15 protein-coding genes are annotated in these 18,028 nt (G+C 68.4%); 12 read left to right on the top strand and 3 right to left on the bottom strand.

The annotated features are described in order from the left end of the window. Positions 1-265: 265 nt before the first annotated feature. The gene (locus tag FV226_RS23280) at positions 266-676 is read right to left on the bottom strand and encodes a hypothetical protein (protein ID WP_147764772.1); all 411 of its coding nucleotides are present in this window, start codon (positions 674-676) and stop codon (positions 266-268) included. Positions 677-1,203: 527 nt separating this feature from the next. On the opposite strand from FV226_RS23280, the gene FV226_RS23275 reads away from it, so the two are divergent. The 4 genes from FV226_RS23275 to FV226_RS23260 all read left to right on the top strand — a co-directional run bounded on the left by FV226_RS23275 (position 1,204) and on the right by FV226_RS23260 (position 3,853). Further along, on the top strand, positions 1,204-1,605 hold the full coding sequence (locus tag FV226_RS23275) for a transposase (protein WP_147764771.1): 402 nt from the start codon (positions 1,204-1,206) through the stop codon (positions 1,603-1,605). Next, complete coding sequence (tnpB, locus tag FV226_RS23270; protein WP_091928781.1) at positions 1,602-1,949, top strand: IS66 family insertion sequence element accessory protein TnpB; 348 nt, start codon at positions 1,602-1,604, stop codon at positions 1,947-1,949. The genes FV226_RS23275 and tnpB overlap by 4 nt, the downstream gene beginning before the upstream one ends. 111 nt (positions 1,950-2,060) lie before the next feature. Further along, positions 2,061-3,626 carry an IS66 family transposase gene (locus tag FV226_RS23265; protein ID WP_147764770.1) on the top strand — a complete coding sequence of 522 codons (1,566 nt, stop codon included), beginning with the start codon at positions 2,061-2,063 and terminating at the stop codon, positions 3,624-3,626. Beyond that, entirely contained in the window at positions 3,584-3,853 is a 270-nt protein-coding gene (locus FV226_RS23260) for a hypothetical protein (RefSeq protein WP_246691708.1), read from the top strand. The genes FV226_RS23265 and FV226_RS23260 overlap by 43 nt, the downstream gene beginning before the upstream one ends. 237 nt (positions 3,854-4,090) lie before the next feature. Here the strand turns inward: FV226_RS23260 and FV226_RS23255 are convergent, their stop codons facing one another. Next, the gene (locus FV226_RS23255; protein ID WP_147764769.1) at positions 4,091-6,883 is read right to left on the bottom strand and encodes a [protein-PII] uridylyltransferase; all 2,793 of its coding nucleotides are present in this window, start codon (positions 6,881-6,883) and stop codon (positions 4,091-4,093) included. A 179-nt stretch (positions 6,884-7,062) separates the two neighbouring features. On the opposite strand from FV226_RS23255, the gene FV226_RS23250 reads away from it, so the two are divergent. After that, complete coding sequence (locus FV226_RS23250) at positions 7,063-8,034, top strand: aliphatic sulfonate ABC transporter substrate-binding protein (RefSeq protein WP_147764768.1); 972 nt, start codon at positions 7,063-7,065, stop codon at positions 8,032-8,034. Positions 8,035-8,382: 348 nt separating this feature from the next. Further along, on the top strand, positions 8,383-9,195 hold the full coding sequence (locus tag FV226_RS23245; RefSeq protein ID WP_238272063.1) for an ABC transporter permease: 813 nt from the start codon (positions 8,383-8,385) through the stop codon (positions 9,193-9,195). Positions 9,196-9,235: 40 nt separating this feature from the next. Here the strand turns inward: FV226_RS23245 and FV226_RS23240 are convergent, their stop codons facing one another. Further along, positions 9,236-9,400 carry a hypothetical protein gene (locus FV226_RS23240; RefSeq protein WP_238272062.1) on the bottom strand — a complete coding sequence of 55 codons (165 nt, stop codon included), beginning with the start codon at positions 9,398-9,400 and terminating at the stop codon, positions 9,236-9,238. A gap of 451 nt (positions 9,401-9,851) precedes the next feature. Between FV226_RS23240 and FV226_RS23235 the strand changes: the two genes are divergently transcribed. The 6 genes from FV226_RS23235 (at position 9,852) to FV226_RS23210 (ending at position 17,902) form a co-directional block, all read left to right on the top strand. Next, positions 9,852-10,325 carry a formate dehydrogenase subunit gamma gene (locus tag FV226_RS23235; RefSeq protein WP_147751626.1) on the top strand — a complete coding sequence of 158 codons (474 nt, stop codon included), beginning with the start codon at positions 9,852-9,854 and terminating at the stop codon, positions 10,323-10,325. Positions 10,326-10,333: 8 nt separating this feature from the next. Then, positions 10,334-11,893 (top strand): formate dehydrogenase beta subunit, encoded by a 1,560-nt coding sequence (locus tag FV226_RS23230; RefSeq protein WP_147764773.1) that lies wholly within the window; start codon positions 10,334-10,336, stop codon positions 11,891-11,893. 10 nt (positions 11,894-11,903) lie between these two features. Next, positions 11,904-14,759, top strand: a complete 2,856-nt coding sequence (gene fdhF / locus FV226_RS23225) for a formate dehydrogenase subunit alpha (protein ID WP_147764766.1) — start codon at positions 11,904-11,906, stop codon at positions 14,757-14,759. A 90-nt stretch (positions 14,760-14,849) separates the two neighbouring features. Continuing rightward, positions 14,850-15,143, top strand: coding sequence for a formate dehydrogenase subunit delta (locus FV226_RS23220; protein ID WP_147751628.1), 294 nt, complete (start codon positions 14,850-14,852; stop codon positions 15,141-15,143). A 142-nt stretch (positions 15,144-15,285) separates the two neighbouring features. Continuing rightward, entirely contained in the window at positions 15,286-16,941 is a 1,656-nt protein-coding gene (locus FV226_RS23215) for an OFA family MFS transporter (protein WP_147764765.1), read from the top strand. Between the two features lie 58 nt (positions 16,942-16,999). Next, positions 17,000-17,902 (top strand): LysR family transcriptional regulator, encoded by a 903-nt coding sequence (locus tag FV226_RS23210; RefSeq protein WP_147751630.1) that lies wholly within the window; start codon positions 17,000-17,002, stop codon positions 17,900-17,902. Positions 17,903-18,028 lie beyond the last annotated feature (126 nt).

Genomic DNA, 18,028 nt, shown 5'->3' with positions numbered 1-18,028 from the left:
CCGCACGATGATCATTCTGGTGTGGACGCAGGGCGCTTTGTCGACCGCACAGGCCGATTTGGGATTGATCCTTTCCCTGTCAGCACGCCGCAGCACGACGTCGGGCCGCCGCAGCACGACGTCGGGCCGCCGCAGCACGACGTCGGGCTAGAAAAGCATCTCGTCACCGCAAAACATCCAGATCGGCGCACGGTCATCCCCTCGGTCAGCCGGCCTTCAGGAAGACGACGCAACCGAAATACAACGCCGAGCCTCCACCGAGCGCTTACAGGCTAACAGTATCGTAGGCCTTGTACCTAGGCGCTGTATCCTTCTGATCGAAATCGGCCTTGCTCGCACAGCGGAACAATTCCACTTTGCCCGGTGTCTTGCGGTAGAGCAGCGGTACGCCCCCCCAGCTCCACAAACGCTTGTGCAAGAGTGCGAACTCGTGGCTCTCGCCAGGGTGATCGCTGACATAGATGAAGGCCTGGGCGACTGGCGCACGATTGTTGCGGCCGGCCTCGAAGAAAACGGAATGCGCCGCATAGCTCTCGGCTTTTTCCATCATTAAATATTGTTCGGGCGCAAGGCTGAGAGCACGGAATTCTTTCACCAGAACCAGCCCGTCGATGCTGCTCTGGGTGTCTCCGTTTGAAAGCTCGATCAGCCAGTTGGCAAAGTTTTCCGCCCTCACTTACGCTCCCACGCAGGCGTTTTCTGACGACCCCACGATGGCCCGGCACCATCTTTTAGCGCTGCCCAAAGCTCCGTATGCCATGGCATATGCGCAGACCTAGCACAACGCGGCCCCGGCGGAGGCACGCCGCCTGATGACACCTCTGCACAGCGTAGCATGCTCGCGTCCCTGGTCGCTTCGACGAACAACAGCGCGCCATGCGGAAGGCGGCGGCACAGGCCTGTCCCGTTCACGCCGTGCTCGGGATCGACGCGCCGATCACCATCGCCTGGGTGGACTGACACCAAATCGCGTCGCGGACCACGCATCGCGATCCGGCCCCCGCGACGGCGGGGCGGCCGCTATCCGCCGGACCTCATAGGGTCCGACTTATGAAACTGGATATGAAACGTGATGTGAGATTGGATGTGTCATTGAATGGTGCGCATCCGGCGTAGGCCGCCTTGTTTGGAGGTCTGTCGGCGTCCAGCTTTTCGGTGATCTGATCCGGCATCGGTGCCGGCATCGATGCTGGAGATGCTCGGATGGACGATGCGACCTACGTCCGGCGCCGCCGCTGGAGTGCTCAAGAGAAGCGCGCTGTCGTGGCGGAGTCCGTGACCAGCGGCAACGTGATCGCGACGGCCAAGCGCCACGGCATCCAGGCGCAGCAGATCTATCGCTGGCGCGAGAGGCTGGAGGCTCAGCCTGCCCCCGGCGCATTCTTGTCTGTCGCGGTCGCGTCGGATCTTGGGCCGTCCAGTCCGGCACCGGTGCCGGCATCGCTGCTGGATGGCGCGAGCAGGGATCGGGATCCGACATCGCGGCCGGAGCGGTCGCCGCGGGTTGAGATCGTGCTGTCGGCGGGCCGCCGGATCATTGTCGAAGGCGGTATCGAGGTCGACGCGGTGCTTGCGTTGGCGCGGGGCCTTGAGGGCTTTCGATGATTCCGGTTCCGCTTGGGGTGAAGGTCTGGCTCGCCACCGGCCACACCGATATGCGGAAGGGGTTCGCCTCGCTGGCGCTGTTGGCGCAGGAGGTGTTGAAGCGTGATCCGCTCGGCGGCCACGTCTTTTGCTTCCGCGGGCGCCGGGGCGATCTCTTGAAGGTGATCTGGCACGACGGGCAGGCGGCGAGCCTCTACGTGCGACGGCTTGAGAAGGGCCGCTTTCTATGGCCCTCGCCAGCCGACGGGGTCGTCGCGATCACGCCCGCACAGATGGGGTATCTGCTCTCGGGGATCGACTGGCGCAATCCGGTAGAGACCTGGCGTCCGACGGTGATCGGATAGGCCTTTTCGCTTGCGTTTGCAGGGGGATGTGATTCCCTCACCGTCGTGAGCGCCGCCCCTTCATCGCCGACTTCGCCCTCGCTTCCCGCCGATCTGGCGGCGGCTCATGCGATGATCCTCAGCGAGCGCGCGATGCGGATCGATGCGCAAGCCGCGGCGTCCTCCACCGAAGCGATGATCGCGCATCTGAAGCTGATGATCGAGAAGCTCAGGCGCGAGCTCTACGGCCAACGATCGGAGCGCACGGCGCGGCTCATCGACCAGATGGGGCTCCAGCTCGAAGAGTTGGAGGCCAAGGCGACTGAGGACGAACTCTCGGCAGAGGCTGCGGCGCTTCAGGCCTCGCTGCCGGCTCCGGCGCGACGCCGCCGTCCATCACGCAAGCCGTTCCCGGAGCATCTTCCGCGCGAGCGGGTCGTGATCGCAGCGCCTTCGTCGTGCCCGTGCTGCGGCTCCATGAAGCTGTCGAAGCTCGGCGAGGACGTCACCGAGACCCTGGAGGTGATCCCACGCCAGTGGAAGGTGATCCAGACGGTCCGGGAGAAGTTCACCTGCCGCGCGTGCGAGGCCATCTCGCAGCCGCCGGCGCCCTTCCATGTGACCCCACGCGGCTTCGTCGGGCCGAACCTGCTGGCCATGGTGCTGTTTGAGAAGTTCGGTCAACATCAACCGCTGAACCGCCAGAGCGAACGCTACGGCCGCGAAGGCATCGACCTCTCCGTCTCGACGCTGGCCGACCAGGTCGGCGCGGCGACGGCAGCGCTGGCGCCGTTGCATGAGCGGATCGTCTGGCACGTGATGGCGGCCGAGAGGCTGCACGCCGACGACACCACGGTGCCGATCCTGGCCAAAGGCAAAACCGATACGGGCCGGATCTGGACCTATGTCCGCGACGACAGGCCCTTTGGCGGCGCCGATCCGCCGGCGGCGCTCTACTTCGCCTCGCGCGACCGGCGGCAGGAGCATCCGGACGCGCACCTCGCGGCTTGGTCCGGCATCCTCCAGGCCGACGCCTATGGCGGATACAACGGGCTCTACGATCCCGCGCGTCCAGGCGGGCAGGTCACGTCGGCGCTGTGTTGGTCCCATGCCCGTCGCGGCTTCTTCGAACTCGCCGACATCGCCGCGAGCGCGCGGCGTGGCCCCGACGCCGCGCCTGTGTCGCCGATTGCCTTGGAGGCGGTCACGCGCATCGACGTGCTCTTCGCCATCGAGCGCGAGATCAACGGTCTGAGCGCCGACGCGCGTCGCCAGGTCCGACAGGAGCGAAGCCGCCCGTTCGTCGAGGACCTGCGCACCTGGCTCGGTGAGCAGCGCGTCAGGCTCTCGCGCTCGGCGACCGTCGCAAAGCCGATCAATTACATGCTCAGGCGCTGGGACAGGTTTGCCTCGTTCCTCGACGACGGGCGGGTGTGCCTCACAAATAATGCCGCCGAGCGGGCGCTCAGAGGTTTTGCCCTCGGTCGAAAAGCATGGCTGTTTGCAGGCTCCAGCCGCGGCGCCGAGCGTGCCGCCGCAATAGTGACGCTGATCCAGACGGCAAAGCTCAACGATGTTGACCCGCAGGCCTGGCTCGCCGACGTGCTGGCCCGCATCGCCGGGTATCCGATCCATCGACTCGACGACCTGCTGCCGTGGAACTGGTCCCCGCCGTCGATCACGGCAATCGCAGCCTGACGATGCACATCAACAAGGTCCATGCCGTCAGGACCCTGGCGCTCGTCGCAAGGGAGCTCGGCGAAGATGCCGACTGGCTCGCCGATATCGCTACCGATCTGGAGCCCGAAGACGGGCTGGTCTGGGTCTACGATCCGCAGCACCCTGACGGAACCATGGCCTTCTCCGAGTTCGGGATCGAGAGCCTCCGTAACCTCATCGATATCCGTCGCATCACGACGACATAGGACAGCCGCGGCCCACGCCGGATGAATACATTGAATGTGGAATTGGGTATGTCATTCGGACCAAAACGCTGTCCGGACTCTCCGTGGAGACGGCGTGCCGGCCGGCCCGGACGGCGGCCGAGCGAAGCCGGCATCCGCGTCGCCGATCGCCGCATTGCGAAGCGATCCGTCGGGTTTGGCGGGCGGCGGGCGGTGCGGTGCGGTGCAACCGTTCCGCATCGGAACCCGGCGTGGCCCTCACGCCTCCCGCGGCGGCGGGGCGGCGACCAGGGCCTCCAGGCCTTCCGCCTTCATCGCCGCCACGTCTCCGGCAAAAACCTCCATCACCGCGCCGCGGATCGCCGCCTGGCGGTCGGGCTGGGTGACGCGGGTGCCGGTGAGGTCGGTCACGTAGAACACGTCCACCGCCCGCTCGCCGAAGGTCGCCACGTGGGCCGAGGTGATGTTGAGGTTCAGGCGGTTCAGCGCCGTGGTCAGCTCGTAGAGCAGGCCCGGCCGGTCGAGGCCGGTGACCTCGACCACGGTCTCGCGGCTCGACAGCGCGTTGTCGATCGCCACGTCGGGGGGGACCAGGAAGGTCTTGGCCCGGCCGGTGGAGGGCGGGTGCTTGTCGGCCACCAGCTCGGCGATCTTGATCTCGCCCTTGAGCGAGCGCTCGATCGAGGCGGTGATGCGCCGGCCGCGGCGCATCTCGTCCTCGTCGCGCTCGAAGGCGCGGGAGATGAAGATCGAATCGAGGGCGAAGCCGTCGCTCGTGGTGTAGGCCTGGGCGTCGACGATGTTGCCGCCGGACGCCGCGCAGGCCCCCGTGACGATGGCCAGCAGCCGCGGGTGGTCGGGGGAATACACCGTCAGCTCGGTGACGCCGCGGACCGGATCGGTCTCGACGTCGGTGGCGCTGGTGCGGCCGGCCTCGGTCGCCTGGCGGATGAAGCCGGCGTTCTTGAATTGGCGCACCCCGTCGACCTTCAGCCAGTAGGCCTGGGTGTGGCGCGCGGCGTAGGCGTCGAACGTGTCCGACGACCAGTCGGGCAGCTGCTCGCGCAGGGACATCTGGATCAGGCGGACCCGGTCGGTGCGGGCGATCTCGGAGTGGCCGCCCGAGAGCACCACCTCGGTCTCGTCGTAGAGGGTGCGGATCAGCGTGCCCTTCCACGCGGTCCAGACGCCGGGGCCGACGGCGGTGATGTCGGCCACCGTCAGGATCGTCAGCAGGCGCAGGCGCTCCAGCGTCTGCACCACGGCTGCGAACTTCTCGATGGTCTTCGGGTCCGAGAGGTCGCGGCTCTGGGCGGTCATCGACATCAGCAGGTGGTGCTCGACGAGCCAGGCCACCGTCTCGGTCTCGGCCTGGGTCAGGCCGAAGCGCGGGCACAGCTTCTGCGCGATCGCCGCGCCGGCGATGGAGTGGTCCTCGGGCCGGCCCTTGGCGATGTCGTGGAGCAGGATCGCCACGTAGAGCGCGCGGCGGTTGTGGATCGCGCCGACCAGCCGCGAGACCAGGGGGAACGGCTCGTCCCCGCGGCCGGAATCGATCGCGGCCAGCACGCCGAGCGAGCGCAGCAGGTGCTCGTCCACCGTGAAGTGGTGGTACATGTTGAACTGCATCATCGCCACGATCCGCCCGAAATCCGGGATGAAGCGGCCGAGCACCCCGGCCTCGTTCATCTGCCGCAGCACCGATTCCGGCGAGTTCCGCGAGGTCAGGATCTCGAGGAAGAGCCGGTTGGCCTCCTCGTCGGCGCGCAGTGCGTGGCCGATCAGGCGTAAGGAGCGGTTGGCCAGCCGCTTGGCGTCCGGGTGGATCGCGAGGTTGTGCCGGTCGGCGAGCCAGAACAGCCGCAGGAGGTTCACCGGGTCGCGCTCGAACGCGTCCTCGGCGCGCACGTTGACCCGGCCGTGATCGAGCCAGAAATCCTCCGCCTCGATCGCGGTGGCGCGGAACCGGTCGCGGAACTTGCCGATCCAGCGGTCGAGCACCGGCGTGCGCTTGGCGTGGCGCGCCTCGAGCTCGGCGCAGACGATGGCGGTGAGGTCGCCCACGTCCTTGGCAATCAGGAAGTAGGCCTTCATGAAGCGCTCGACGCCCGACAGGCCGCCGCGCGGCCCGAAGCCGAGCCGCTCGGCGATCTTCGGTTGCAGCCCGAAGGACAGCCGCTCCTCCGAGCGCCGCGTGACGAAGTGCAGGTGGCAACGCACCCGCCACAGGAACTCGTCGCAGCGCTCGAACAGGCGGTACTCCTCCGCCGTGAACAGGCCGGCGGCCACGAGCTCGACCTGGTCGCGCACCCGGTAGGTGTACTTGGCGATCCAGAACAGGGTGTTGAGGTCGCGCAGGCCCCCCTTGCCGTCCTTGACGTTGGGCTCGACGAGATAGCGCGACGAGCCCGCCTTCGTGATGCGGCCGTCGCGCTCGCGCAGCTTCGCCTCGACGAACTCGTGGGCGGTGCCCATCACCAACTCGGCGTCGAAGCGCGTCACCAGCTCCTCGAACAGCACCCGCGAGCCGAACAGGTAGCGCGCCTCCAGGAGCGCCGTGCGGATCGTCATGTCCGCCTTCGCCTCGCGCAGGCACTCCTCGACCGAGCGGGTGGCGTGGCCGACCTTCAATTTCAGGTCCCACAGCACGTAGAGCATCGCCTCGACGACGCTCTCCGACCACGCGGTCTGCTTGTAGGGCAGCAGGAACAGCAGATCGATGTCCGAGCCCGGCGCCATCGTGCCCCGGCCGTAGCCGCCGGTGGCCACCACCGCGAGCTGCTCGCCGGTGGAGGGGTTGTCGTTCGGGTAGAGCCGCCAGACCACCGCGTCGTGGATCGCGCGCACCACCGCGTCGGTGAGGCTCGACAGCGTGCGGGCGCAACGCATGCCGTCGCGGTCCTTCAGCAGCTGCGCCTCGGCGGCCGCGTGGCCGGCCTCGATCACGCGCTTCAGCTCCGGCACCAGCACGGCGCGGAGCTTCGTCGGCTCACGGGCCTCGCGGTCCAGGGCGTCCAGAACCTTGTCGAGGGCGGCGACGGCGTCGAACATGGGTACCCGTTAGCATGAACTGCTGGTGCTGCCAGCGTGGCGCGCCATGGCACCACCGACACCGGCACTTCGGCGTGGAAGCAGAGACCAGGCCGTCCTTTGAGGCGGATCAATCGTTTGACATAAAGAACGAAGCTGCCTAGCTCGGATCGAACGCCCGATCCGAAAAGGACCTTTTCATGCGCCTCGCCCGCCGCGCGCTCCTCGGTGCCCTCGCGCTCGCCCTGCCCGCCCTCTCGCTGGCGGCCCGCGCCGCCGAGTTGAAGGAGGTGCGCCTCGACTGGGCGACCTACAACCCGGTCGGCCTCGTGCTGAAGGACAAGGGGTTCTTGGAGGAGGCGCTGAAGCCGATGGGCATCACCGTGCGGTGGGTCCAGTCGCTCGGCTCCAACAAGGCGCTGGAATTTCTGAATGCCGGCGCGATCGACTTCGGCTCGTCGGCAGGCGCCGCCGCCCTGGTGGCACGCATCAACGGCAACCCGATCAAGGCGGTCTACGCCTTCTCGCGGCCGGAATGGACGGCGCTCGTCACCCGCAAGGACAGCGGCATCGCGCGGGTCGCCGACCTCAAGGGCAAGCGCATCGCCGTCACCCGCGGCACCGACCCGCACATCTTCCTGATCCGCGCGCTTCAGGGCGCGGGCCTGACCGAGCGCGACGCCAAGCTCGTCCTGCTCCAGCACGCCGACGGCCGCACGGCGCTCGACCGCGGCGACGTCGACGCCTGGGCCGGCCTCGACCCGATGATGGCTGCGGCCGAGATCGAGAACGACGACGTGCTGTTCTTCCGCGACGCCAGCGCCAACACCTGGGGCCTGCTCGACGTACGCGAGGCGTTCGCGAAGGAGAACCCGGAGCTCGTCCGCACGGTGATCGCCGCCTACGAGCGGGCGCGGCTGTTCTCGATCCAGAACCCCGACGCGCTGAAGGCGGCTTTGATTTCCGCGACCAAGCTGCCCGAGCCGGTGATCGCCCGCCAGGTCGCGCGCACCGACCTCTCCGAGCCCGCGCTCTGCAAGGCCCAGGCGGACTCGATCCGCGCGGCCGGCCTCGCCCTGCAGCAGGCCGGCATCATCCCCGCTGGCACCGACGTCCCGGCGGCGGTCGATGGACTGATCGACACGGCCTTCAACCCGACGGCGGCGCGGTAGGCGCAAGCCGCATCGGGGCCGCCCCGATGCGCGTTTCGGCGGTTTGGATTAGGCCACGAACCACGTCGAGGCCCCTTCTCCCATGGGGAGAAGGGCGGGATGAGGGGCGTACCCCATCCGGAGAGGTCACGCCCCTCACCCTGCCCCTCTCCCCTTGAGAGAGGGGACCAGCGCCTCGTCCGACGCCGAACGAACCCTTACATCCGATCGCACGCAATGCGGTCGTGGCCGAGGCGGGGCGCTGAGGCTCAGGCGGTGTTATAGAGCCGCCGATCCTCCAGCCCGCGACGGCCCGATGTTCCACCTTCTCGAGTTCGACGCCCGATGACCGGACCCGCGGCCGCCCCCATGGCGAACGTTGCACCTGTCGTCGCCCCACGGGCCGGACGCGCGTCGCGCTTCGGCTGGGCGGGCCTCGGCCTGTTGCTTCCGCTGATCCTGGCTCTCGGCTGGGAGGCGGCCGTGCGGGCCGGCCTGGCGCAGGGGCGCCTGCTGCCGCCGCCGAGCCGGATCGCGGCGACGTTGTGGGACCTCGCCCGCTCCGGCGACCTGTGGATGCACGTCTCGGCGACGTTGGTTCGCGTCGGCCTCGGCTTCGCGCTCGGGGCGGTGGCGGGGATCGTCGTGGGCGCGCTCACCGCGACCCTTCCGACCCTGCGGCGGCTCGTCGATCCGAGCCTGCAGGCGTTGCGCGCGGTGCCTTCGCTCGCCTGGGTGCCGCTGTTCATCCTGTGGTTCGGCATCCTCGAGACGCCGAAGGTGACGCTGATCGCGGTCGGCGTGTTCTTCCCGGTCTATGTCGGGGTCGCCGGCGCCATCGCCTCGGTCGATCGCAAGCTCGTCGAGGTCGGACGGATCTTCCGCCTGTCGCGGGCGGCGCAGGTGAGGCGCATCCTGCTTCCGGCGGTGCTGCCGGCCACCGTCACGGCGTTGCGCACCGGGCTCGGCCTCGGCTTCCTGTTCGTGGTCGCGGCGGAGCTGATGGGAGCATCCGAGGGTCTTGGCTACCTGCTGATCGACGGGCAGCAATTCTCCAAGCCCGAGCAAATCCTGGCCGCGATCATCGCCTTCGCGGTGGCGGGAAAGCTCGCCGACGCGCTGCTGGTGGCGCTGACGAACCCGCTGGTGCGGTGGCAGGACACGGCGCGCGACGCCTTATAGAAGATCCAGTGCGCGACGTGCTTGGCCATCGCGCAGAACGTCAGTCGCGCTCGGGCTCGTCCGTCTCGACCGGGTCGCGGTCGTGGACTACGCGGGCGTGCCCGGTGACCGGCGGGAACAGCTCGGCCAACCCCGCGGCCACGCCGTAGAGCACCGGATCCGAGCCGGGGCCGGAGTGCGGCGGGTGGAGATCGCTCTTGACCATGGAATCCGTCACCTTGGGCGCCCCGTCCATCCTGTTGCCAGCGCCGACGTAAGCCTGACAGACAGCCCCCCGGCTGCCCCTAGGGTTTGTCAAGTCGGACTTTGGTCCAAGGTTTCATGGGGGCGAAAAGAAATTTCCGCTGTGCTCACCCGTGGTTGCAGGCGAAAACCGATCACCATTGGCGAGCAGGCGTCGGAATGCCGCGCAAACCGGTAGTTTATTGCACGGCACCATCCATGGCTTCGAGATGAGGGGGCTTGTTGCAGCGCAGCATGACAAATCGGACGCGTTGAAAATGCCTTGATGGATGGCCTCTGCATAGGGAAACGTCCGGTCGGACAGCCGGTTTCGACAGGCGTCCTTTGTCGAACGACCAATCTGCACGATTGAATGCAATCGGCATTTCTGTTCCAGTCGTCCCTTAGAACAGGAACAATCTGGGCAGGAAATCATGCCGCGTTTCGAGCCCTGGGATGGCCAGCGCGCCTCCGGGATCATCGCCGAGCACAGCCATCTGGAGGGCGCCACCCTCCCGATCCTGCACGCGCTGCAGGAGACCTTCGGCTACGTCGACGCCGGCGCCGTGCCGCTGATCGCGGATGCGCTCAATCTGTCGCGGGCCGAGGTCCACGGCTGCATCACTTTCTACCACGACTTCCGCGCACACCCGGCCGGCCGTCACGAGGTGAAGCTGTGCCGCGCGGAGGCGTGCCAGGCCATGGGCTCGGACCGGCTCCACGCCGAGATTCTGTCGCGCCTCGGCACGGGCTGGCATGGCACGACCAGCGACGGCAACGCCACCGTCGAGCCGGTCTACTGCCTCGGCCTGTGCTCGAACGCCCCGGCGGCCCTCGTCGACGGCGAGCCGATCGCGCGGCTCACCGCAGACAGCCTCGAAGCGGCTCTGAGCGAGGCGCGCGCATGAGCACGGCCATGAGCATCACCCTCTACGTCCCCCGCGACGCCGTCGCGCTGGGCCTCGGCGCCAACCGCGTCGCCCGGGCGCTGTTTTCCGGCGCCGAGCGCCGCGGCCTCGACGTGTCGATCGTCCGCACCGGTTCGCGCGGCCTGTTCTGGCTGGAGCCGATGGTCGAGGTCGCGACGCCCGAGGGCCGCGTCGCCTACGGCCCGGTGACGCCCGCCGACGTCGACGCGCTGCTCGATGCCGGCCTCGCGGAGGGCGGCGAGCACCCGCTGCGCCTCGGCGACCCGGAGAAGATCACGTTCCTGGCCCGCCAGCAGCGGCTCACCTTCCACCGCTGCGGCGTGATCGATCCGGTCTCGGTCGACGACTACAAGGCCCATGGCGGCTATCGCGGCCTCGAGGCCGCGCTTCGGCTCGGCCCCGAGGGCACCGTCGGCGAAGTCCGCGAATCCGGCCTGCGCGGCCGCGGCGGCGCCGGCTTCCCGGCCGGCATCAAGTGGAACACGGTGATGCTGGCGCAGTCGCACCAGAAATACGTGGTCTGCAACGCCGACGAGGGCGATTCCGGCACCTTCGCCGACCGGATGATGATGGAGGGCGACCCCTTCAACCTCATCGAGGGCATGACCATCGCCGCCGTCGCGGTCGGCGCGACCCGGGGCTACATCTACCTGCGTTCGGAATACCCGCAGGCCTTCGCCACGCTGAAGGAGGCGATCGCCAACGGTATCGCGGCGGGCGTGCTCGGCGACGACGTGATGGGCTCCGGCAAGAGCTTCCACCTCGAGGTGCGGCTCGGCGCGGGCGCCTACATCTGCGGCGAGGAGACTTCGCTGCTGGAGAGCCTCGAGGGCAAGCGCGGCATCGTCCGCGCCAAGCCCCCGATCCCGGCGCTGAAGGGCTTCCTCGGCCAGCCGACGCTGGTCAACAACGTGATGACCTTCACGGCCACGCCCTGGATCCTGGAGCACGGCGCCAAGGCCTACGCCGACTACGGCATGGGCCGCTCCCTCGGCACCCTGCCGATCCAGCTCGCAGGCAACGTGAAGCACGGCGGCCTAATCGAGACCGCCTTCGGCATCACGCTGCGCGAAGTCATCGAGGGCTACGGCGGCGGCACCTTCTCCGGCCGTCCGGTGCGGGCGGTACAGGTCGGCGGGCCGCTCGGGGCCTACTTCCCCGACCACCTGCTCGATACGCCCCTCGACTACGAGGCGATGGCGGCCAAGAAGGGCCTGGTCGGCCATGGCGGCATCGTCGTGTTCGACGACACCGTCGACATGGCCAAGCAGGCCCGCTTCGCCTTCGAGTTCTGCGCCACGGAATCCTGCGGCAAGTGCACCCCGTGCCGCATCGGCGCGACCCGCGGCGTCGAGACGATGGACAAGGTCATCGCCGGGATCAGCCCGGAGAAGAACCTCACCGTCATCGCCGACCTCTGCGAGGTCATGACCGACGGTTCGCTTTGCGCCATGGGCGGGCTCACGCCGATGCCCGTGATGAGCGCGATCACCCATTTCCCCGAAGACTTTTCGCGCGCGGGCGACCTGCCCGTCGCGGCGGAATAGGGAGGCGTCCATGGCCCTCATCAAAGAGATCGACTACGGCACCCCGATCCGCGTCAGCGATCAGACGGTGACGCTGAGCATCGACGGCATGGACGTCACCGTCCCGGCCGGAACGTCGGTGATGGCGGCGGCGATGAACGCCGGCACGCAGATCCCGAAACTGTGCGCGACGGATTCGCTGGAGCCGTTCGGCTCCTGCCGCCTCTGCCTCGTGGAGATCGAGGGGCGGCGCGGCACGCCGGCCTCCTGCACCACGCCGGCCGAGAACGGCATGGTCGTGCGGACGCAGACCGACAAGCTCGCCAAGCTCCGCAAGGGCGTGATGGAGCTCTACATCTCCGACCACCCGCTGACCTGCCTGACCTGCGCCGCCAACGGCGACTGCGAGCTGCAGGACATGGCCGGCGTCGTCGGCCTGCGCGACGTGCGCTACGGCTACGACGGCGACAACCACGTCGTGCCGACGGCGGAAAAGTACCTGCCGAAGGACGAGTCGAACCCGTACTTCACCTACGACCCGTCGAAGTGCATCGTCTGCAACCGCTGCGTCCGCGCCTGCGAGGAGGTGCAGGGCACCTTCGCGCTCACCATCGAGGGCCGCGGCTTCGACAGCCGTGTCGCCGCCGGCAACACCAACTTCATGGAATCCGAGTGCGTGTCCTGCGGCGCCTGCGTCCAGGCCTGCCCGACCGCGACGCTCCAAGAGAAGTCGATCCACGAGCACGGCCAGCCCGAGCATTCGGAGGTGACCACCTGCGCCTATTGCGGCGTCGGCTGCTCGTTCAAGGCGGAGATGCAGGGCACCAAGATCATCCGCATGGTGCCCTACAAGGGCGGCAAGGCCAACGAGGGCCATAGCTGCGTCAAGGGCCGCTTCGCCTACGGCTACGCCACCCACAAGGACCGCATCACAAAACCGATGATCCGCGAGAAGATCACGGATCCCTGGCGCGAGGTGTCGTGGGAGGAGGCGATCGACCGCGCGGCCTCCGAGTTCAAGCGCATCCAGGCGACCTACGGCAAGGACTCGGTCGGCGGCATCACCTCGTCGCGCTGCACAAACGAGGAGGCCTACCTCGTCCAGAAGCTCGTGCGCGCCGCCTTCGGCAACAACAACGTCGACACCTGCGCCCGCGTCTGCCACTCGCCGACCGGCTACGGCCTGATGTCGACGCTCGGCACCTCGGCCGGCACCCAGGACTTCAAGTCGGTCGAGCAGTCCGACGTGATCCTGGTGATCGGCGCCAACCCGACCGACGGCCACCCGGTCTTCGGCTCGCGGATGAAGCGGCGCCTGCGCGAGGGCGCCAAGCTCATCGTCGCCGACCCGCGCAAGATCGACCTGGTGAAGTCGCCCCACATCAAGGCGACGCACCACCTGCCGCTGAAGCCCGGCTCCAACGTCGCCTTCATCAACTCCATGGCGCACGTGATCGTCACCGAGGGGCTGATCGACGAAGCCTACGTGCGCGAGCGCTGCGACCTCGCAGAGTTCGAGTCCTGGGCCCGCTTCATCGCCGACGAGCGCCACTCGCCGGAGGCGCAGGCGCAGTACACCGGCATCGACCCGGCCGAGCTCCGCGCCGCCGCCCGGCTCTACGCCACCGGCGGCAACGCCGGCATCTACTACGGCCTCGGCGTCACCGAGCACAGCCAGGGCTCGACCATGGTGATGGGCATGGCCAACATCGCCATGGCCACCGGCAACATCGGCAAGCTCGGCGCCGGCGTGAACCCGCTGCGCGGCCAGAACAACGTCCAAGGCTCGTGCGACATGGGCTCGTTCCCGCACGAGCTGCCGGGCTACCGCCACGTCTCGGACGACGCCACCCGCGAGAGCTTCGAGGCGCTCTGGGGGGCCAAGCTCGACAACGCGCCGGGCCTGCGCATCACCAACATGCTCGATGAGGCCGTCGATGGCGGCTTCAAGGGCATGTACATCCAGGGCGAGGACATCGCCCAGTCGGACCCGGACACCCACCACGTCACGTCCGGCTTGATGGCGATGGAGTGCATCGTCATCCAGGACCTGTTCCTGAACGAGACCGCCAAGTACGCCCACGTCTTCCTGCCCGGCGCCTCGTTCCTGGAGAAGGACGGCACATTCACCAACGCCGAGCGCCGCATCAGCCGCGTGCGCAAGGTGATGCCGCCGATGGGCGGCTACGGCGACTGGGAGGGCACGATCCTGCTCTCCAAGGCGCTCGGCTACGAGATGAACTACAGCCACCCGTCCGAGATCATGGACGAGATCGCCTCGCTCACCCCGAGCTTCGCCGGCGTCTCCTTCGCCAAGCTCGACGAGCTCGGCTCGGTGCAGTGGCCCTGCAACGACAAGGCGCCGATGGGCACGCCGATGATGCACGTCGACCGGTTCGTGCGGGGCCTCGGCCGCTTCATGATCACCGAGTTCGTCGCCACCGAGGAGCGCACGGGGGCGAAGTTCCCGCTCATCCTCACCACCGGCCGGATCCTGTCGCAGTACAACGTCGGCGCACAGACGCGCCGCACCGAGAACTCGCGCTGGCACGAGGAGGACGTGCTGGAGATCCATCCGTTCGACGCCGAGGTCCGCGGCGTCGTCGACGGCGACCTGGTCTCGCTGGAGAGTCGGTCCGGCGACATCGCGCTCAAGGCCAAGATCACCGAGCGGATGCAGCCGGGCGTGGTCTACACCACCTTCCACCACGCCAAGACCGGCGCCAACGTCATCACCACCGACTTCTCGGATTGGGCGACCAACTGCCCCGAGTACAAGGTGACGGCGGTGCAGGTGCGGCGCACCAACCGTCCCTCGGATTGGCAGGCGAAGTTCTACGAGGAGGACTTCTCGCTGACCCGCATCGCGCAGGCGGCGGCGGAGTAGGAAGGCGACGCGCACCCTCTCCCCCTGGGAGGCGGGACCCGCGATCGGTTCGGGCCGCGATGTGTCCAGAAGGTTTTTGAAGGTCTGTCGATGAGCGCGCTGACGAGCGACGAGAAGCTGGTGCGGATGGCCAACCAGATCGCCTCCTTCTTCCGGTCCTATCCGGACGAGGAGGCGGTGACCGGCATCCACAACCACGTGATCGCCTTCTGGACGCCGAAGATGGTGGCGAGCCTCACCGCCTGCCTGCCGGCCATGGGCGAGCGCGTCGACCCGCTCGTGGTGCGCGCGATGCGCGAGGGCCGGACCGAGGCCGAGAGCCCGGTGCGCGCCGCCACCCGCGACCCGCAGAAGCTCGGCGAAGGTGCGAGCGACGCCGGTTGACGGGCCTGCACTTTTGTCACCCGCCCAAGGATGAATTTTGCATTCTGCGGTAGGCCACGGATAGTCTCGGACCAGCGCGGCATCTAGATTTCCTAGCAAGACGGCCCGCACAACAGGGCCGCTTGAAGGGGAAACCTCAGCGATGACTGCACGGACGGCCGACGTCACCCTCCTGCCCGAACGGACGCCGTCCTGGCTGTCGCGCGAAGCCACGATCGCGAAGCCCGGGTTCAACCGCTGGCTGGTGCCGCCGGCGGCCCTCGCGATCCACCTCTGCATCGGCATGGCCTACGGCTTCTCGGTGTTCTGGCTGCCGCTCTCGCGCGCCATCGGCATCACCGCGTCGAAGGCCTGCCCGGACATGTCGCTGGCCACCGCCCTGGTGACCACCACCTGCGATTGGCGGGTGGCGGACCTCGGCTGGATGTACACCCTTTTCTTCGTCTTCCTCGGGGCCTCGGCCGCCCTGTTCGGCGGTTGGCTGGAGCGGGCGGGCCCGCGCAAGGCCGGCATCGCGGCTGCGCTCTGCTGGTGCGGCGGCATGGCGATCTCGGCGCTCGGCATCCTCACCCACCAGCTCTGGATGATGTGGCTCGGCTCGGGCGTGATCGGCGGCATCGGCCTCGGTCTCGGCTACATCTCCCCGGTCTCGACCCTGATCAAGTGGTTCCCGGACCGGCGCGGCATGGCCACCGGCATGGCGATCATGGGCTTCGGCGGCGGCGCGCTGATCGGCTCGCCGCTGGCCGCCATGCTCATGGACGCGTTCAAGGGCCCGACCTCGGTCGGCGTGTGGCAGACCTTCCTGGTGATGGCCGCCGGCTACTTCGTGTTCATGATGGCGGGCGCCCTCGGCTACCGCGTCCCCCCGGCCGGCTGGAAGCCCGAGGGCTGGAGCCCGGCGCCGGCCAAGGCGGGGATGATCACCAACGGCCAGGTCCACCTCGACGACGCGCACAAGACCCCGCAGTTCTGGCTGATCTGGGCGGTGCTGTGCCTCAACGTCTCGGCGGGCATCGGTGTCATCGGCATCGCCTCGCCGATGCTGCAGGAGATCTTCGGCGGCCGCCTCGTCGGCGCGCCGGGCGTGAGCTTTGCCGCCCTCGATGCCGGACAGAAGGCACAGGTCGCCGCGATCGCGGCCGGCTTCGTCGGGCTGCTGTCGCTGTTCAACATCGGTGGCCGGTTCTTCTGGGCCTCTATGTCGGATAAGCTCGGGCGCAAGACCACCTACGCGATCTTCTTCGCGCTGGGCATCGCGCTCTACGCGGCCGCACCGTCCTTCGCGGCGGCCGGGTCGCAGGCGCTGTTCGTGCTCGCGTTCTGCATCATCCTGTCGATGTACGGCGGCGGGTTCGCCACGGTGCCGGCCTACCTCGCCGACATCTTCGGCACGCAGTTCGTCGGCGCGATCCACGGGCGGCTGCTCACCGCGTGGTCGACGGCGGGCATCGTCGGGCCGGTGGTGGTCAACTACATCCGCCAGGCGCAGGTCGACGCCGGCGTCACCGGCTCGCGCCTCTACGACGGCACCATGTACATTCTCGCGGGCATGCTGGCGCTCGGCTTCGTCGCCAACCTGCTGGTGCGACCGCTCAAGCCCAAGTGGTTCATGTCGGACGCCGACGTGGCGGCGCTGAACAGCCGGGGCGCGGCCGGGGCGATCCCGTCGGGCTCCTTCGGCATCGGCCGGGGCGGCTTCAGCGCGACGGCGCTCGCGGCCTGGGCCGTCGTCGGCATCCCGATCGCCTGGGGCGTGTGGACGACGCTCGCCAAGGCGCTGATCCTGTTCCGCTGAGCGGGCGGGGCCGGCGAAATGGGTATAGCCTTCCCGGCACGCCGCCGGGGAGGGCGCCATGATCGACAAGCTCGACTTTCTGCTCGCGCTTTCGCGGGAGCAGCATTTCGGCCGCGCCGCCGAGACCTGCGGCGTGACCCAGCAGACCCTGTCGGCGGGCGTGAAGCAGCTCGAGAACCGCTTCGGGGTCCAGCTCGTGCGGCGCGGCTCGCGCTTCCAGGGATTTACCCCGGAGGGCGAGCGGGTGCTCGAATGGGGCCGGCGCATCGTCGCCGACAGCCGCGCCATGCACGAGGATGTCGCGGGCCTGCGCCGGGGCCTCACCGGGCACCTGCGCATCGCCGCGATCCCGACCGCGCTGCCGATGGTGGCGAGCCTGACGACGCCCTACCGCGAGAAGCACCCCGACGTGCGGCTGACGGTGGAATCGACCACCTCGGCCGACATCTTCTCGCTGATCGAGAACCTGGAGGCCGACGCCGGGCTGACCTACCTCGACAACGAGCCGCTCGGCCGGGTGATCTCCGTGCCGCTCTACCGCGAGCGCTACCGGCTGCTCACCGCGGAGGGCGGCGCCTTCGACGACCGCGCCTCCGTGACCTGGGCCGAGATCGGCCGCCTGCCGCTCTGCCTGCTCACGCCCAACATGCAGAACCGGCGCATCATCGACCAGCAGATCCGCGAGGCCGGCGGCGAGCCCTCGGCCTCGCTCGAATCGAACTCGATGATCGTGCTGATGACCCATGTCCGCACGCTCAAGTGGGCGAGCGTGATGCCGGCGATCCTCGCCGACGCGCTGGGGCCGATGGTCGGCGTGCGCGCGGTCCCGATCGTCGCGCCGGAGCTGGAGCACACGATCGGGCTGGTGGCGCCCCGGCGCGAGCCCTCCACCCCGATGATCACGGCGCTGGTCGCCATCGCCCGGACGCTGGCGAAGACTCTGGACGCACCGGACGCGTAAGACCCCGTTTCATAATGGGGTGAGCGGCAGGTGTCGCGGGCGTTGGGAGAGTGTCTGACGCTCACCCTGGATCGCCGATGTGGACCCCTACCGCTCGCACCGAGCTTGCGCGCGAAAGCCGCCCCT

This window comes from Methylobacterium sp. WL12 (assembly GCF_008039475.1).
Classification (GTDB): Bacteria; Pseudomonadota; Alphaproteobacteria; order Rhizobiales; family Beijerinckiaceae; genus Methylobacterium; species Methylobacterium cerastii.
This window is presented reverse-complemented; position numbering and strand designations above follow the sequence as displayed.

Coding starts and splice junctions, on each gene's coding strand:
- FV226_RS23275 (WP_147764771.1), top strand. CDS start 1,204: ATGGACGATGCGACCTACGTCCGGCGCCGCCGCTGGAGTGCTCAAGAG.
- tnpB (WP_091928781.1), top strand. CDS start 1,602: ATGATTCCGGTTCCGCTTGGGGTGAAGGTCTGGCTCGCCACCGGCCAC.
- FV226_RS23265 (WP_147764770.1), top strand. CDS start 2,061: ATGATCCTCAGCGAGCGCGCGATGCGGATCGATGCGCAAGCCGCGGCG.
- FV226_RS23255 (WP_147764769.1), bottom strand. CDS start 6,883: ATGTTCGACGCCGTCGCCGCCCTCGACAAGGTTCTGGACGCCCTGGAC.
- FV226_RS23250 (WP_147764768.1), top strand. CDS start 7,063: ATGCGCCTCGCCCGCCGCGCGCTCCTCGGTGCCCTCGCGCTCGCCCTG.
- FV226_RS23245 (WP_238272063.1), top strand. CDS start 8,383: ATGGCGAACGTTGCACCTGTCGTCGCCCCACGGGCCGGACGCGCGTCG.
- FV226_RS23240 (WP_238272062.1), bottom strand. CDS start 9,400: ATGGTCAAGAGCGATCTCCACCCGCCGCACTCCGGCCCCGGCTCGGAT.
- FV226_RS23235 (WP_147751626.1), top strand. CDS start 9,852: ATGCCGCGTTTCGAGCCCTGGGATGGCCAGCGCGCCTCCGGGATCATC.
- FV226_RS23230 (WP_147764773.1), top strand. CDS start 10,334: ATGAGCATCACCCTCTACGTCCCCCGCGACGCCGTCGCGCTGGGCCTC.
- fdhF (WP_147764766.1), top strand. CDS start 11,904: ATGGCCCTCATCAAAGAGATCGACTACGGCACCCCGATCCGCGTCAGC.
- FV226_RS23220 (WP_147751628.1), top strand. CDS start 14,850: ATGAGCGCGCTGACGAGCGACGAGAAGCTGGTGCGGATGGCCAACCAG.
- FV226_RS23215 (WP_147764765.1), top strand. CDS start 15,286: ATGACTGCACGGACGGCCGACGTCACCCTCCTGCCCGAACGGACGCCG.
- FV226_RS23210 (WP_147751630.1), top strand. CDS start 17,000: ATGATCGACAAGCTCGACTTTCTGCTCGCGCTTTCGCGGGAGCAGCAT.